Origin of the sequence: Nocardioides sp. B-3, assembly GCF_024703895.1 — a bacterium.
Lineage (GTDB): Bacteria > Actinomycetota > Actinomycetes > Propionibacteriales > Nocardioidaceae > Nocardioides.
In genome coordinates, this window is record NZ_CP087968.1 from 216,837 (window position 1) to 231,187 (window position 14,351).

General features: G+C 70.5%; 17 protein-coding genes and 4 pseudogenes. 5 read left to right on the top strand and 16 right to left on the bottom strand.

Annotated features, from left to right (window positions below; genetic code table 11):
* Positions 1-68: 68 nt before the first annotated feature.
* The 6 genes and pseudogenes from LP418_RS01520 to LP418_RS01545 form a co-directional block, all read right to left on the bottom strand.
* A complete protein-coding gene (locus LP418_RS01520) occupies positions 69-851 on the bottom strand; it encodes a M50 family metallopeptidase (protein WP_257954979.1) in 783 nt (260 codons plus the stop codon).
* The gene (locus LP418_RS01525) at positions 832-1,002 is read right to left on the bottom strand and encodes a hypothetical protein (RefSeq protein WP_336275878.1); all 171 of its coding nucleotides are present in this window, start codon (positions 1,000-1,002) and stop codon (positions 832-834) included. The genes LP418_RS01520 and LP418_RS01525 overlap by 20 nt, the downstream gene beginning before the upstream one ends.
* Positions 1,002-1,394 (bottom strand): site-2 protease family protein, encoded by a 393-nt coding sequence (locus LP418_RS01530; RefSeq protein WP_257954980.1) that lies wholly within the window; start codon positions 1,392-1,394, stop codon positions 1,002-1,004. Before LP418_RS01530 ends, LP418_RS01525 begins: the two co-directional genes overlap by 1 nt.
* Positions 1,391-2,484 (bottom strand): annotated as a pseudogene (locus LP418_RS32100) (1-deoxy-D-xylulose-5-phosphate reductoisomerase). The gene LP418_RS01530 and the pseudogene LP418_RS32100 overlap by 4 nt, the downstream one beginning before the upstream one ends.
* 138 nt (positions 2,485-2,622) lie before the next feature.
* A complete protein-coding gene (locus tag LP418_RS01540; RefSeq protein WP_257954981.1) occupies positions 2,623-3,084 on the bottom strand; it encodes an AMP-binding protein in 462 nt (153 codons plus the stop codon).
* Positions 3,081-4,436 (bottom strand): M1 family metallopeptidase, encoded by a 1,356-nt coding sequence (locus LP418_RS01545; protein WP_257954982.1) that lies wholly within the window; start codon positions 4,434-4,436, stop codon positions 3,081-3,083. The genes LP418_RS01540 and LP418_RS01545 overlap by 4 nt, the downstream gene beginning before the upstream one ends.
* A 383-nt stretch (positions 4,437-4,819) precedes the next feature.
* On the opposite strand from LP418_RS01545, the gene LP418_RS01550 reads away from it, so the two are divergent.
* From LP418_RS01550 to LP418_RS01560, 3 genes and pseudogenes are all read left to right on the top strand, one after another.
* On the top strand, positions 4,820-5,011 hold the full coding sequence (locus LP418_RS01550) for a hypothetical protein (RefSeq protein WP_257957298.1): 192 nt from the start codon (positions 4,820-4,822) through the stop codon (positions 5,009-5,011).
* Positions 5,008-5,397: pseudogene (locus tag LP418_RS01555) on the top strand (RIO1 family regulatory kinase/ATPase domain-containing protein); the annotation flags it as partial. The gene LP418_RS01550 and the pseudogene LP418_RS01555, both read left to right, overlap by 4 nt.
* A gap of 127 nt (positions 5,398-5,524) precedes the next feature.
* Complete coding sequence (locus LP418_RS01560; protein ID WP_257957299.1) at positions 5,525-7,006, top strand: LOG family protein; 1,482 nt, start codon at positions 5,525-5,527, stop codon at positions 7,004-7,006.
* Positions 7,007-7,199: 193 nt separating this feature from the next.
* On the opposite strand, the gene LP418_RS01565 is transcribed toward LP418_RS01560, so the two are convergent.
* The 4 genes from LP418_RS01565 to LP418_RS01580 form a co-directional block, all read right to left on the bottom strand.
* A complete protein-coding gene (locus LP418_RS01565) occupies positions 7,200-7,592 on the bottom strand; it encodes a maltokinase N-terminal cap-like domain-containing protein (RefSeq protein WP_257954983.1) in 393 nt (130 codons plus the stop codon).
* Positions 7,593-7,717: 125 nt separating this feature from the next.
* On the bottom strand, positions 7,718-8,029 hold the full coding sequence (locus LP418_RS01570; RefSeq protein WP_257954984.1) for an HNH endonuclease: 312 nt from the start codon (positions 8,027-8,029) through the stop codon (positions 7,718-7,720).
* 70 nt (positions 8,030-8,099) lie between these two features.
* Positions 8,100-8,582: a hypothetical protein gene (locus tag LP418_RS01575; RefSeq protein ID WP_257954985.1), complete on the bottom strand. Its 483-nt coding sequence runs from the start codon at positions 8,580-8,582 to the stop codon at positions 8,100-8,102.
* Positions 8,583-8,623: 41 nt separating this feature from the next.
* Entirely contained in the window at positions 8,624-9,151 is a 528-nt protein-coding gene (locus LP418_RS01580; RefSeq protein WP_257954986.1) for a hypothetical protein, read from the bottom strand.
* Positions 9,152-9,784: 633 nt separating this feature from the next.
* Here LP418_RS01580 and LP418_RS01585 point away from each other — a divergent pair.
* Both LP418_RS01585 and LP418_RS01590 read left to right on the top strand, forming a co-directional pair.
* Complete coding sequence (locus LP418_RS01585) at positions 9,785-9,940, top strand: hypothetical protein (protein WP_257954987.1); 156 nt, start codon at positions 9,785-9,787, stop codon at positions 9,938-9,940.
* Positions 9,941-10,035: 95 nt separating this feature from the next.
* The gene (locus LP418_RS01590; RefSeq protein WP_257954988.1) at positions 10,036-10,257 is read left to right on the top strand and encodes a hypothetical protein; all 222 of its coding nucleotides are present in this window, start codon (positions 10,036-10,038) and stop codon (positions 10,255-10,257) included.
* Between the two features lie 65 nt (positions 10,258-10,322).
* On the opposite strand, the gene LP418_RS01595 is transcribed toward LP418_RS01590, so the two are convergent.
* The 6 genes and pseudogenes from LP418_RS01595 to LP418_RS01620 all read right to left on the bottom strand — a co-directional run bounded on the left by LP418_RS01595 (position 10,323) and on the right by LP418_RS01620 (position 14,351).
* A complete protein-coding gene (locus LP418_RS01595; RefSeq protein WP_257954989.1) occupies positions 10,323-11,048 on the bottom strand; it encodes a glycosyltransferase in 726 nt (241 codons plus the stop codon).
* Between the two features lie 82 nt (positions 11,049-11,130).
* Positions 11,131-11,349 (bottom strand): annotated as a pseudogene (locus LP418_RS32105) (glycosyltransferase); the annotation flags it as partial.
* A 288-nt stretch (positions 11,350-11,637) separates the two neighbouring features.
* A pseudogene (rlmN, locus tag LP418_RS01605) lies at positions 11,638-12,767 on the bottom strand (23S rRNA (adenine(2503)-C(2))-methyltransferase RlmN).
* A gap of 40 nt (positions 12,768-12,807) precedes the next feature.
* Complete coding sequence (locus tag LP418_RS01610) at positions 12,808-13,167, bottom strand: hypothetical protein (protein ID WP_257954990.1); 360 nt, start codon at positions 13,165-13,167, stop codon at positions 12,808-12,810.
* A 4-nt stretch (positions 13,168-13,171) separates the two neighbouring features.
* Positions 13,172-13,573 carry a phosphoglycerate mutase family protein gene (locus LP418_RS01615; protein ID WP_257954991.1) on the bottom strand — a complete coding sequence of 134 codons (402 nt, stop codon included), beginning with the start codon at positions 13,571-13,573 and terminating at the stop codon, positions 13,172-13,174.
* 31 nt (positions 13,574-13,604) lie between these two features.
* Entirely contained in the window at positions 13,605-14,351 is a 747-nt protein-coding gene (locus tag LP418_RS01620) for a sugar nucleotide-binding protein (RefSeq protein ID WP_257954992.1), read from the bottom strand.

Consider the following 14,351-nt stretch of genomic DNA (forward strand, 5'->3'; position numbering starts at 1 on the left):
GGACTCCGTCACCTGTCAGGGGTTGCAACGCCTGACAGGTGAGGGACTTCCCTGACAGGTCGCCGTGGTCAGGACGTCAGGTGGAGCGGCACGACGAGGTCGCCGATGATCAGGACGACGCCCATCAGCAGCATGGCCAGCCCCATGACGTACGCGATGGGCAGGAGCTTGGCGACGTCGACGTAGCCGGGGTCGGGGAGACCGCGGAGCCCGGCCCAGCCACGGCGCAGGCCCTCGTAGAGGGCGCCCGCGATGTGACCGCCGTCGAGCGGCAGCAGCGGGATGAAGTTGAAGAGACCGACGAAGAGGTTGAAGCCGGCGATCAGCATGAACAGGGAGACGATCTTGTCCTTGAGCGGGAAGGTGTCGTGCGCGGCGACCTCACCCGCGAGCCGACCGCCGCCGACGACGCTCACCGGACCGTTGGGGTCGCGCTCCTCGAGCCCGACGATCGCCTTGGCGACGCCGAAGACCTTGACCGGCAGCTGGCCGAGGGACTTCACGACCTCGACCGTCATCGTGCCCATCTGCTGGACGGTGTAGATCGGGCCGCCGGTCTCGTAGATCGGCGTGACCTCGGGCAGCACGCCCGGGAAGCCGACCGGCGTGAGCTCCTCGGAGTCGGCGTCGAGCGGGCGTGGCTGGACCGAGGTCGTCGCCCGGAGCGTGAGCTGTCGACCGTCGCGCTCCACCACGATCGTGGCGCGGGCGTCGTCGTTGTCCCGGATCGACTGCTGCATCTGCTTCCAGCTGGTCACCGGCTCACCGTTGAAGGAGATGAAGCGGTCCCCCGGCTCGAGGCCGGCCGCGGCAGCGGGGTCGGGTTGTTCTTCAGCTCGTCGGCGCTGCACACGCGCCCGTCCTCGTCGGCGGGCACGATGCAGGGCACCACCCGGTCCACGACGGGCTCGGCCTTGGCGTCGACGACTGGCCGACGGTGGCGAAGACGCCCCAGAAGAGGAAGAACGCGATGGAGATGTTCACCATCGGTCCGCCGGCCATCACGATGACCTTCTTCCACCACGGCCGCTTGTAGAACAGCCGGTCGCGGTCCTCGGGGCCGATGTGCTCCCACTCGGCCGCGCGTCGCTGATCAGCTGCGTGAACATGCCGGTGTTGGACTTGCGGACCCGGGAGTCGTCGGTCTCGCCCTTGGCGGGCGGCAACATGCCGACGATCTTGACGTAGCCGCCGAGCGGGATCGCCTTGACGCCGTATTCGGTCTCGCCGATCTTCTTGCTCCACACGGTCGGGCCGAAGCCGACGAACCACTGGGTGACCTTGCCGCCGAACTTCTTCGCCGGGATCAGGTGGCCGAACTCGTGCAGGCCGATCGACGCCATGATCGCGACCGCGAAGATGAGCACGCCCAGCGTGTAGTAGAGCGCGGTCACAAGGTCTCTCCGATGGTGAGTGCAGCCTCCTCACGCGCCCGTGTGTCCGCGGCGAGGATGTCGTCGATCGTCAGTTGCTCCTGCAAGGGTACGTCGTGGCGCGCAACCACGGAGGCAACCGTGGGAACGATGTCGATGAACCGCAGGCGGCCGGCCATGAAGGCGTCGACGCACACCTCGTTGGCCGCGTTGTAGACCGCCGGGGCCGTGGCGCCGCGCTCCCCCGCCTGCCGTGCCAGCGCGACGGCGGGGAACGCCTCGTCGTCCAGCGGGAAGAATTCCCACGTCTCCCGCCTCGTCCAGTCGACCGCCGGAGCCGCGTCGGGGACGCGGTCGGGCCACGCGAGGCCGAGGGCGATCGGGATCATCATCGTGGGCGGGCTGGCCTGCACCGGGGTCGAGCCGTCGGTGAACTCCACCATCGAGTGCACGACGCTCGTCGGGTGCACCACGACGTCGATCCGGTCGTAGGGCAGGTCGAAGAGCAGGTGCGCCTCGATCACCTCGAGGCCCTTGTTGACCGGGGTCGCCGAGTTGATGGTGATCACCGGGCCCATCGACCGGGTGGGGTGCTGCAGCGCCTGCTCGAGCGTGACCTCTTCCAGGTCCGCGCGTGCGGCCGCGGAACGGTCCACCGCTGGCGGTCAGCACGAGGCGGCGTACCTCCGCGGGCGTACCTCCGCGCAGGCACTGGGCGACCGCCGAGTGCTCGGAGTCGACGGGCACGATCTGGCCCGGCTTGGCACGGGCGGTGACCAGCGGCCCGCCCATGATCAGCGACTCCTTGTTGGCCGGGGCGAGGGTGGTGCCGGCGTCGAGGGCGGCCGGGGGTCGGGCGCAGGCCGACAGCCCCGGTGATGCCGTTGAGCACCACGTCGCAGGCCATGCCCGCCGCCTCGGCGGACGCGTCCTCACCCAACCCGCTGAAGGCCGGCTTGAGCTCGGCGACCTGCTGGTCGAAGAGCTGCTCGTTGGAACCACCCGCCGTCAGGCCCACCACCCGGAACCGGTCGGGGTTGGCGCGCACCGTGTCGAGTGCCTGCGTGCCGATGGAGCCCGTCGAGCCGAGGACGACGATGTCGCGCCTCATGACTGCTCCACTGCCGGGACGAGCGTCTCGCCCGACATCAACGGGGTCAGGAGGGGGTCGACGAGGTCGCCGGCTGCGACGGCCAGCAGATGGTCGGCGGTCGCGATCGGCGTACCGGCAATGACGCGGAGCAGGCCGTCACCCGGGACGTCGGCGCAGCCCGCCGGGTCCGTGCGCCCGGCGCGGCATGGCGGTGGCCCAGTCGAGCTCGCCGGAGTCGTCGATCGTGACGAGCGGGGCGTCACCGAAGTCGTGCGCAGCGGCGGTGCCGACCACGGCCGGGCCGGGCTTGGGCGAGGCTTCGCGGAACAGCACCGCGCCCACGCGCGCGCACGCCAGCTGGACCACCGTGTCCTCGTACGCGGGCGCGTCGATGAGCACGACCTCGGCCCCCGGGCCGACACCGAAGGCCTGCAGCACGCCGGCGAAGGCCCCGACGTCGGTCAAAAGCCGGGCGAAGCTCACGGGGCGATCGCCATCGAGCACGGCGACCTGCTCGGCGTGACCGCGGATGACGTGGACGTCGACGGCGTTGTAGCAGGCGTTCAGGGTGCCGGGATCGTCTGCGGCCGGCTTCCGGAACCAGTCAAGCGTGCTCACGCGAGCCCGTTCTCGGCGGTCGCGGCGGGCTTGGCCGGGGTGCGCAGCCGGGCGGTGAAGAAGCCGGTCAGGTCCCGGCCGCTCACCTGCGCGGCGAGCGCCTCGAACTCCTCCGACGTGGCGTTGCCGCCGGCCTTGGTCTCCAGCCGGGTGCGGATCAGCAGCCAGAACTTCTCCTCGCCGATCCGGTTGCGCAGCGCCCGGAGGGTCATGCCTCCGCGGTCGTAGACCGGGGTGTCGAAGATGTGCGCGGCACCGGGATCGGTCAGCACGAGCTGCCAGAAGCGGTCCGAGGTGCCCGGGGAGTCGTAGGCGGCACGCATCGTGTCAGCCGCCGACCGGTCGCCGTGCTGCTCGGCGTAGCGCCACTCCATGAATGTCGCGGCGCCCTCGTTGAGCCAGATGTCGCGCCAGCGGGCGATCGCGACGTCGTCCCCGAACCATTGGTGGGCGAGCTCGTGCACGACCGGGCGGACATTGTCCGAGCCGACGTAGGGATAGGTCGGGCGCGTCTGGTTCTCGAGCGCGAAGAACACCGACAGGCCGGTGGTCAGGCCGCCGGTGACGGAGAAGGGATAGGCGCCGAGGTCGCCCTCGAGCGCCTCGACGATGCCGGGCGTGCGGCCAAGCAGCTTCAACGAGGCCTTCTGCTCATCCGCCGAGAGCTGCTGCGACACCGCGTTGACCCACGGCAGACCGTTGCTGGTGCCCTTCTGGATGGCGAAGTCGCCGGCGGCGAAGAACGCGAGGTAGGACGCCATCGGCTCGTCGGCGCGCCAGCGCCGTGTCGTGCCGCGCTTGCTCTTCTTCTTGCCCACGAGGTTGCCGTTGGCGATCACTTCGCGCCCGGTCGGCACGGTGGTGCTGATGTCGAACAGCGCCTTGTCGCTCGGGTGGTCGTTGGCGGGGAACCACCGGGTCGCCATGTGCGGCTGGTTCATCGCGACGGCCTCGCGGCCGTTGGCCAGCCAGTTGCCCTCGCCGGCATAGCGCTCGGTCGCGGGCCGACCGGCGTACTTCACCGTGACGGTGTGGTTGGAGCCCGTCGTCAGCGGGGCCGCGGGTGTGATGGTCAGCTCGTGGCTGGTCTGGTCGACCTCGGCAGCGACGCCGTCGACCTTCACCTTGCTCACCGGCAGCAGGAAGTCGAGGTTGAAGCTGCTCAGGTCGGCGGTGGCCGTCAGCGTGAGCTTCGTCCTGCCCTGCAGCGTCTGGCGGGGCACGTCGTAGCGGTTCTTGATCTTGTACGCCGCAACGTCGATGCCGCCGTTGCCGTCGAGCGGCCAGTACGCATCCCCGATGCCGCTGGACCCGGGGGCCGGGGCCGCGGTCTTGTCGGCGGCGGTCGCCATGCCCCCTCCGAGCACTGACACGACAACGGCAGCGGCAGCCACGCTTCGCGAGATCACGCCCTGCAACCTACCGGCCGGGCGATTAATCGGTTGCCCGCCCGGGCACCGGCCGACACGATGGTCGGGCGCACCCCGCGCGCGCCACCAGATGAGAGGAGCCGTGACATGCCAACCACTGTCCTCGGCCTGTCCGCAGACCGTCCCTCTCATTCCCGGAGCACCCTTGTCACAGCACACTCCGGGCTCGGCTGACGAGCTCGACCCCTCTTTCGTCTTCGACTTCCAGACCTACGACGAACGGCTCGCGCCCAACCAGCGCTGGTCCACCCGGCTCGACGTCGAGCCACTCATGCGCGGCCCCCGAGCCGCGGCCCGACTGGGTCGTGACGTCGCAGGGCGCCATCGACACCGAGCTCGGCATCCTGAAGACCGGCAAGGAGGCCGACGTCTTCCTGCTCGAGCGCGCCGATCCGCACGACCCCGACGGCGGTGTGATCATGGCCGCCAAGCGCTACGCGACACCGACCACCGCACCTTCCACCGCGCCGCCAGCTACACCGAGGGCCGCTCGATGAAGCGCTCGCGCGACGAGCGCGCCCCCTCAAGCGCAAGTCCACGTGGGGGCGGCTCGTGGCGGCCGGTGAGTGGGCGGTCTCCGAGTGGGGCGCGTTGGAAGCGCTTCCACGAGCTCGGGCTGCCGGTGCCCTACCCGGTGCAGATCGAGGGCACCGAGATCCTGATGGAGTGGGTCACCCATGACGGCGAGACCGCTCCCCGGCTGGCGCAGACGCGACCCGCACCGGACCTGCTGGAGCACTACTTCGAGCAGCTCCGCGACTCGCTGGCCACGATGGTGCAGCACGGTCTGGTGCACGGCGACCTGTCGCCGTACAACACGCTCGCCGCAGGCGAACGCCTCGTCATCATCGACCTCCCGCAGATCGTGGACCTCGTCGGCAACCCGCAGGGGATGGACTTCCTGCTGCGCGACTGCGCCAACATGTGCACTCGGTTCCGCGCGTGGGCTCGAGGTCGACGAGCACGAGCTCTTCGGGGAGCTGATGGCGCACGCGTTCTAGGGTCTGCGTGTGAAGCGAACCCGCGGCAGCGTCGTCGATGTCACCACGCTGGCCGACTTCGACCAGCGTCTCGCCACCGGCGCGACGTCGGTCGCCGGCTGGCGGGTGACGGGGCTCGACCTGCGCTCGCACGGCCCCGCCCCGGCGTCGGTGTCGGTCGCGCAGTCCCTGTTCCCGGGCTGCGTGTTCAAGTCCGCGGACGAGGAGTCCGTACGGCGACGCGGGGCTGTCGTCCTGCCGCGGGTGCCCGACGTGCCGCTCGACACCTACCGCAGCTCGCTCTACTCGCCGCGCGACCTCTACGACACGGCCGTCTACGCGGACTCGCTCGACGCCCGCGCCTACGCCCCGGTCGCGCGGCGTGCCAGACCGAGGACGACGCCCTCGCGGTGGCCCTGCACGACCACTCGATCGACACCGCCCCTGGACGCGTGGATCGCGGGACGGTCGATCGTCGGCGTGATGGGCGGGCACGCGCTGGCGCGGGGCTCTGCGGGCTACGGCGACGCGGCTCGCCTCGGTCGACTGCTCGCCGGCTCGTTCACCGTCGCCACCGGCGGTGGGCCGGGCGCGATGGAGGCGGCGAACCCGGGGGCCTTCCTCTCGTCCGCGCCGTCGTCGGTGCTCTCCTCGGCGCTCGAGTCACTGGGCGCCGTACCCTCCTTCACGCCCGACGTCGGCACCCGGGCGGACGCAGCCTTCGAGGTGATCGAGGCCCACGGCCCCGGCATCGAGTCGCTCGGCATCCCGACGTGGCACTACGGCCACGAGCCGCCGAACCCCTTCGCCACCGCGATCGCGAAGTACGTCCGCAACGCCACCCGCGAGGCGATCCTGCTGGAGGTGTGCAACGCCGGGATCGTGTTCCTGCCCGGCGCAGGAGGGACGGTTCAGGAGATCTTCCAGGGACGCGTGCGAGAACTACTACGCCGACGAGTCGTCCGTCGCGCCGATGGTGCTCGTCGGGGTCTCGCACTGGACGTCGACCGTGCCGGCCCGGCCACTGCTCTCGTCACTGGCCGCCGGGCGGGCGATGGAGGGGCACGTACACCTCGTCGACACGGTCGACGAGGCCGTGGCGGTGCTGACGTGATCTTCGACCGGGCCCGGGCCGAGGCCGTGGTTGCACACCTGCAGCCCGTCTTCGATGCCGACGGATCGGACTGGTCGTTCCAAGGCATCTCCGAGCCGCCCACGGCCCTGCTCTGGGAAGCGGTGCCCTCCTCCTTCCTCGCGCGGCATCCGGACTCGGACATCGAGGAGTCAGTACGGCCAGCGAGCCGCCGAGATCCCGTGCCTCGACTTCTGGTTCTACCTCGAGGATGGCGTGGTCTCGTTGTCGTGGGAGGGCTATCCGCAGGGGCCGGCTCTGCCCGGGTGCCGACAGGCGACGGCGCCGTCGATGGTCGCGCCCCCGGCATCGCTGCTGGCGGACTACCTGCGCATCGACCTGTCCGATTCCCCGGCCTGAACGCCGGACTCGGAGGTTGAGGAGGGCCGAAGGCTCGTCACGAAACCGCAGAGTCCTCGACTCCGGCCCAGGGCGACGACGCCCTCGCCGCCGTCCCAGCGGGCTCGCAGCACGGGTCCGGCGGGGTCGGCCGACTCGAGGTCGGTCGTCAGGTGCACGTCGAGCCCGTCGGGAGACGAAGCGGCGTTGCTGAGGGTCAGCTCGACCGTGGGTTCACGGGTGTCCACCAAGGCGTCGCCGTCGTAGATCTCGAGCGCTGCCTGCTCCTGCAGCCCGGCGAGCGCGTTGGTAGGCCGCGATCGCGACTGGGTCACCGGTGGCGTCGTAGATCCATCGCGTCCCGAGGGCCGAGTGCTCCATCGTCGTGATCAGGTGGTCCTCGGCGCCGTCGAGCGGTGCCGCCCGATAGGTCAGCACCGCTCGGCGTGCAGCGCCGCCGCCGCGCGTGACGAGGAGCGCCTCGATGCCGACCTCGCCGGCCGGGTCGTCGAAGCGGTAGCTGGCGACTCGGTGCAGCTCCCCGTCACCGGAGACCTCACTGCCGAGCCATGAATCGAGGAGCTCGAGCTTGGACGGGGTGATCGTTGCGCGGTGGATGATCGCCATGGAGGTGAGCCTAGCCAGCGATCTCCTCAGCCGGGGCCGGCGCGGATTGCGTCCCGGGCGCGCCGATGGCCCCACTGCTCACCCTGTGTGTCTGATGCGGGCGGCCTGCGGGGTCCGGGGCGGGATCAATGTCGAGAGTTGGACTCAATGCCCGGTGGTGGCGCGTCGGGAGCCGTGTCCGTGCAGGTGGTACCGGTGGGGTCGCGTCGGTAGGTATGGCCGTGCGGGCTGGTCCACTCGAACACTCCGCTGGTGGGCTGGGTGACGCACCAGCGTCCATGGGTCTTGAGACGGTGATGTCGGCGGCAGAGGGCGCCGAGGTTGGAGGTGATCGTCGGCCCGGGTTGAGGTCGTCCATCGGCCGCGACCGTGTGGTCGAACGGAATCGTGTGGTCGATGTCGGACCGGCTCGCGGGGTGGCTGCACCGGGGGAACACGCAGGTCCCGTCGCGGAGCTCGATCTGTACGCGTTGTCGCTCGGTGGGTTCATAGCCCGGCGTGTGGAGCTCAGGTGTTGAGATCGATGACCGGTTTGAGATTGATGCGGGTGTGGGAATCGCCGCACCACGACTTCACCGGGTCGAGCAGCAGCAGGCGCTGTCCCTCGTCCATCCGTCCGAACTGATCGACCTCGAGTCCGCCTGCAAGGCCGGCCTTGAAGTGCAGGTGCAGCTCGAGCGCCCGCGAGGCGGGCAGGTGGCGCTTCCCGTCGGGCACGTCGGCCTCCGTGGTCAGGCCGATCCCGGAGGAAAGGTCGAGGGCCAACTGGTGCCGGGCGAGGTGCCCCAGCGCCATGGCGCGGTGGGCGCCGAGAGACTCCTCGGAACCGAGGGCCTTGAGCTCGGCTGCCCCTTCACGCAGGACGTGGTCGAGATCGAGGGCGTCGGCGAGGTCGAGCTCGGCGGTGACCGGCGTGGTGCCGGCGTAGCCGACCTGATCGGTGTCGACGGTGACGTGCCGGGTGTCGGGGGCACTCGGGGTGCGGGTCATCGGGGTCGATGGGTTCGGTGGGATGTTGCCGGGCGATGGCCTCAGTCACGAGGCGGTCGAGCTGTGCGGGTCCGACCTTCGCGGCGTACGGCGTGATCTGCCCGTCGATCCGGGCGACCGACTCGATGGTCAGCGCCGGGGTGGAGTGGATGGTGGACTCGGCGACCAGCCGGGCACGCCGAGGCAGGGACGCGGCCAGCGTGGACCGCGGCCCAGAGTCGTGGCAGCCGGTGCCGCAGCTCCAGCGAGTGGCCGATCAGGCGCTTGGCCGCGGTGGTGGAGATGCCGAGGACGGTGCCGAGCTCGGCGATGCAGAACTCCGCCACCTTCGGGCAGCCAATCCCGGCGATGGCTTCCTCGTGCTCGATCCCGGCGAGGGTGTAGGTCGCGGACTGGTGCAGTGACTCGGGCGGGTGCAGGTCGGCCCACAAGGCCGCGGCATGGAGCTTGCGGGCGGCCGCGGTGTCCTCGGCTCGTTGCTGCGAGCGGGCAAGATCCAGCACCTCGCGAGCCGACATGTCGTCGGTGGCGTCGGCCACGAACGCGGCCGGGGGCTGGGAGGTTTGCATGTCTTCGACGCTATAGATGACCACCGACAACGGGCCTCCGAAATCGACCGATTTCGGGGTCTGGGGAAAACAATTTCAAAGAATTTTCGAGGACAAGCACGAGCGACGTGAGGCCAGGGTCTCATTGCCTCGCAATTGGCTTGCGTTTGCCGCGGCAGGTCTCAAGAGTTCGACCATCATGGACTTCCTCCAAGCTGCTGCGGCCGTCTTCGATCTCGGACTCTGCACCGGGCGCTGCACCGGTCGTGGGTGGGCTCTCGAATGACGTGTGGCGTATCGAAACGGCACGCGGGGTCTTCGCTGAAGGTGATGGGCGTCAACGCTGACACTCCTTCGTTCCGCGGCAACCTCGAGGCGGCCTTCGCGATCGAGCGGAACGCGTTCGACCGTGGCGTTTCGTGCCCTGCACCTGTGTCGCTGCCGAGCGGCGAATGTCTTGCGTTGGTGCACGGTCGACTGGTCCGCGCCCACAGTTGGCTGCACGAGGGGATCCCCGCCGAGGTGCCCGGGGACGCGACTCGGGCCAGTGGTCTGCTCGCTCGCATCCACGCATCGTCACCGAGCCAACTCCTTCCCCCGGGTGACGAACCATGGGACGTTGCAGGGTGGGCCGGACTCGCGGAGCATCCCGCCATGCCGACCCAACTCGCTGCTCAACTGCGCAGTGCCGCGCCTGCACTCGCCGAACTCGAGGCGATCACCGCGGCGCCGGGACTGGTCGTTGCGCACGCGCCGTCGCACGGGATCTGGACCCCAAGAACACCCTCGTCGTCCGCGACCAGCTCGTAGCGCTGGACTGGGATGCGGCACGGATCCAGCCGGTTGCTCGAGAAGCGGTCGGGCTCGCACTCGATTGGTCCACCGATCCCACGGAGTTCCTGCAGGTGGTGGCCGCCTACGCTGCCGCAGCGAATGCCGAGATTCCGAGTGCCCCGTGGGTGTTCGGTGGTTGGGTCGCCGCGTTGGGAGGTTGGCTGGCCTACAACGCCACGGAGCGGATCGCCTCAGACGTCGGACGCGAGGAGACCAGACTCACCTGCATTCGCCTACTGGCCCTGCACAACTCGTTCGGCAACTACCCGGGTGTCCCGGAACGCGACAGGTGAGCGCCTTGGTTTCCGACACGCTCGCTGGCGCTCGCTGCTCAACCAGCGGCGGCCAGCGGCAGGCCTCAGCCGACGCGTCGCGCAGCGCGGGTGACCCGGCTGCCGCACACCTCGCGGTAGTGCTCGACCGGGCGGTCGTTGACGGCCTGCCACGAACGCCCCCGGACGCTGCGGTGGGCGGAGGCCGAGACCTGCGCGCGGAGGTGCGGGTCGTCGACCAGCATGGCGACGTACGACGCGAGCTCGGTGCCGTTGCCGGGCTGGTAGAGGAAGCCGGCGCCCTCGTCGACGACGTCGATCGGGCCACCGGCGCGCGGGGCGACGACCGGGACGCCGCTGGCGAGGGCTTCCCGGGCGGCCCGGCAGTAGGTCTCGTGCCGGCCAGTGTGCGCGAACACGTCGAGCGTGGCGTAGGCCCGGCTCAGCTCCTCGCCGTGGAGGACCCCGAGGAAGGCGGCACCGGGCAGCAGCGCGCGCAGCCGGGCCTCCTCCGGTCCGCCACCGACGATCACGAGCCGGACCCCCGCCAGCCTGTCGACGTGCGCCAGCAGCTCGAGCTCCTTCTCAGGGGCGAGGCGACCGACATACCCCACGAGGGTCTCGCCGTTGGGGGCGAGCTCCGCGTGCAGGCGGGCGTCGCGGAAACCCGGGTCGAACATCTCCGGGTCGACGCCGCGCGGCCACCGGGACAGGCCCGGGATCTGCATGCCCTCGAGCTGTTGGACGGAGGCGGTCGAGGGCGCGAGCGTGCGGTCGACGGACAGGTGGATCATCCGCGTCAGCCCGGACATCGCGGCGATGCCACCCGCGATGCCGTAGCGCTCGGCAGAAGCCGACGAGGTCGGTCTGGTAGATCGCGACCGTGGGGATCCCGAGCTCGCGGGCGGCCTTGGCGGCCCGGTAACCGAGCGTCGCGGGCGAGGCGATGTGCACCACGTCCGGCTGGAAGCGGAGCATCACCGCGCGGAGGCGCCGACGGGTCTCGAGCCCGATGCGGAAGTCCTTGTAGAACGGCAGGCTCGCACCGCGCGATGGTGACCGGATATCCGGCGTACGTCGCGGGGCCAGTCGGCGCGAAGACCTCTGCGACATGCCCTTCGGCGGCGAGGTGCTCCAGCACGCGGCGCACGGAATTGGTCACGCCGTTGACCTGCGGCAGGAAGGACTCGGTCACGACCAGCACGCGGAGGCGGTCGGGATCGGTGCGCCGCGACTGCAGCGGGACCGGAGTTGGACCCGGAGAAGGTCGTGTTGGAGACGGCTGACTGTCGATCAGGTCGACGCAACGTGGCCATGACCGCACCATGACGGCGCGGTCACAACAGTGCGGGTGAGCCGTGCAGACGACACGTGAACACCGGTTGACGCCTGTTGGGCGGGCTATTCGGCCGCGGCGAGCTGTCCGCACGCGGCGTCGATGTCGCTCCCGCGGGTGTCGCGCATGGTCGTGACGACGCCGGCGGCGTTGAGGCGGCGGACGAACTCGTCCATGTCCTCCTCGCGGGACCGGGTGAACTGTGACCCGGGGATGTCGTTGAGCGGGATCGGGTTGACGTGCACCCGGGCCCGGCCACGACCGTTGTCGGAGAGCACCTCCGCCAGCCGGTCAGCACGCCACGCCCGGGTCGTTGATGTCGCGCATCATGGCGTACTCGATGGAGACGCGGCGGCCAGTCTTCTCGAAATATTCGTAGGCCGCGGCCACGGTCTCCTCGACGGACCACTTCGTGTTGATCGGGACCAGCTCGTTGCGCAGCTCGTCGTCAGGGGCGTGCAACGACAGCGCCGGGGTGACCGGGATGCCCTCGTCGGCGAGCTGCTTGATCCGCGGCACCGGGCCGACCGTGGAGACGGTCACGTGGCGCGCGGACAGTCCGAGGCCCGCGGGCGCCGGATCGGTCAGGCGGCGTACGGCGTTGACGGTGGCCTTGTAGTTGGCGAGCGGCTCGCCCATGCCCATGAAGACCACGTTGGACAGGCGTCCCGGACCACCGGCGACGTCACCGTTGGCCATCGCGCGCGCCGACGACGACCCGGTGCACGATCTCGGCGGTCGACATGTTGCGCTGCAGGCCGCCCTGCCCGGTGGCACAGAACGGGCAGGCCATGCCGCAGCCGGCCTGGCTGGAGATGCAGATCGTGGCGCGGTCCTTGTAGCGCATCAGCACCGACTCGACGAGCGATCCGTCGAAGAGCTTCCACAGCGTCTTGACCGTCTTGCCCCGGTCGGCTTCTTGCTGCCGGATGGGGTTCATCAGGTCGGGCAGGAGCGCGTTGACCAGCTCGGCGCGCTGGGCACCCGGCAGGTCGGTCATCTCCTCGGGGTCGTGGACCAACCGTCCGAAGTAGTGCGTCGAGAGCTGCTTGGCGCGGAAGCCGGGAAGCCCCATCTCGGTCAGCAGGTCCTTGCGACCGGCTTCATCGAGGTCAGCGAGGTGACGCGGCGGCTTCTTGCGGCCGCGCGGTTCGTCGAAGACGAGGGGCAGGGTCTTGATGGGTTCGTGAGACATCGCTCCGCGATCCTCCCACCCTGCGGTGGCAAACGGCGACTCAGCGACCGTCGAGGTAGACCATGAAATAGACCACCAGCGACGCCACACCGGCGACGACGAGCGCCGTGAGGATCATCCCGATCCACATGAAGATGCCGAACCGGCGGGTCTTGCGCTTCGCCAGCAGCACGATCGGCAGCACCGGGCCGACGAGCACGAGCGGGAACAGCTTCTCGGCGGTCTCCGTCGGCAGCACCAGCCGCAGGATCGCGGCGAAACCGCCCGGGAGCGCGGTGACGAGCAGCATCCCGGAGAAGAAGCCGGTGAGGGCCGCGAACGTCGGGTGGCTGCGGTGCCACCAGTTGCGCGTCTCCTCGACCGGCTGGTCGGTCTCGGTGGTCGTGTCGGGCGCGCTCATGGCTTCATCGTAGGCGGGACGGCACCGTGACCACGTCGGGCATGCCGAGCGGGTCGCCCTCGCTGCCCGTGAGCTCGGCCACGAGCAGCGTCCACGCGGTGGCGTGACCGACCGGGACGACGTCGTCGTCGCCGTGCACGTCGAGGATGCGGCGTACGGCGGGGAGCAGGCGCTCGGCAGGTTCGTGCTCGGCCAGCTCGTCGACGATCCCGACGTCGCTGTCGGTCAGCAGCTGGGCCGTCTCCTGCGCGACGTGCGCCGGCGAGCAGAACCACGAGGCCCGGCTCGGCAGCCGCTCCCGCAGTGCCCAGACGTCGTCGAACCCGGCCGGGTCGAGCTCCCACTCGGCGGCCGGACGCGTCGGGTCGGTGAGGGACCGGCCGTGCCGGACGAGGTGCAGCGTCACAGGAACTCTCCCGCCCCGCGCAGGCGCGTCGTCAGGACCCGTGCGGCCGGGCTCGAGTCCGGGCGTACGTCGACGGGCCCCGCGACTCCGGCAGCGGCGCGGGCTCGTGCCGCGCAGGAGGTCGGGGTCGAGCCCGTCGCGGCGCGCGATCAGCCGGCCCAGCTCGAGCCTGCTCATCGCCTCCCGCGCCGGCCACGTGCAGCACGCCCCGGACGTCGTTGCCGGCCAGCTCGACCAGCGCCGTGGCCGGGTCGCCCACGTGCACCGGAGTGCGCCGCTCGTCGTCGAAGAGCGCTCCCTCGGCGCCGCCGACAAGCCGGTGCACCAGCCGCTCGTGCTGCGACGTGCCGTCGCCCGGGATCAGGGACGTGCGAGCCACCACCGCATCGGGACAGACGGCGAGCGCCACCGTCTCGGCGGCGGCCTTCGCTGCGCCGTACGGGGTGATCGGGTCGGGCCGCGCGGACTCGGCATAGAGCCCGTCGGCGCCGGAGAAGACGACGTCGCTCGAGACCCGGGGACCGGGCGGGCACCGTGGCGTGCGGCCGCGGTCGCGACATGCGCGGCACCGGTGGCCGTGACGTCCCAGTCGGACTGGACGTAGGCCGTGTGGACGATCGCGTCGGGGCGGTGGTGTGCGACCGGGGGACTCGACGGCGTCCCCGTCACGCAGGTCCGCGTCGACGGAACCCGCTGCAACGACCTCGTGCTCGTGGGCGGCGATGACGACGTGGCGGCCGAGGTAGCCGGTGCGACCGCCGGTGACGAGGAGTCGCAC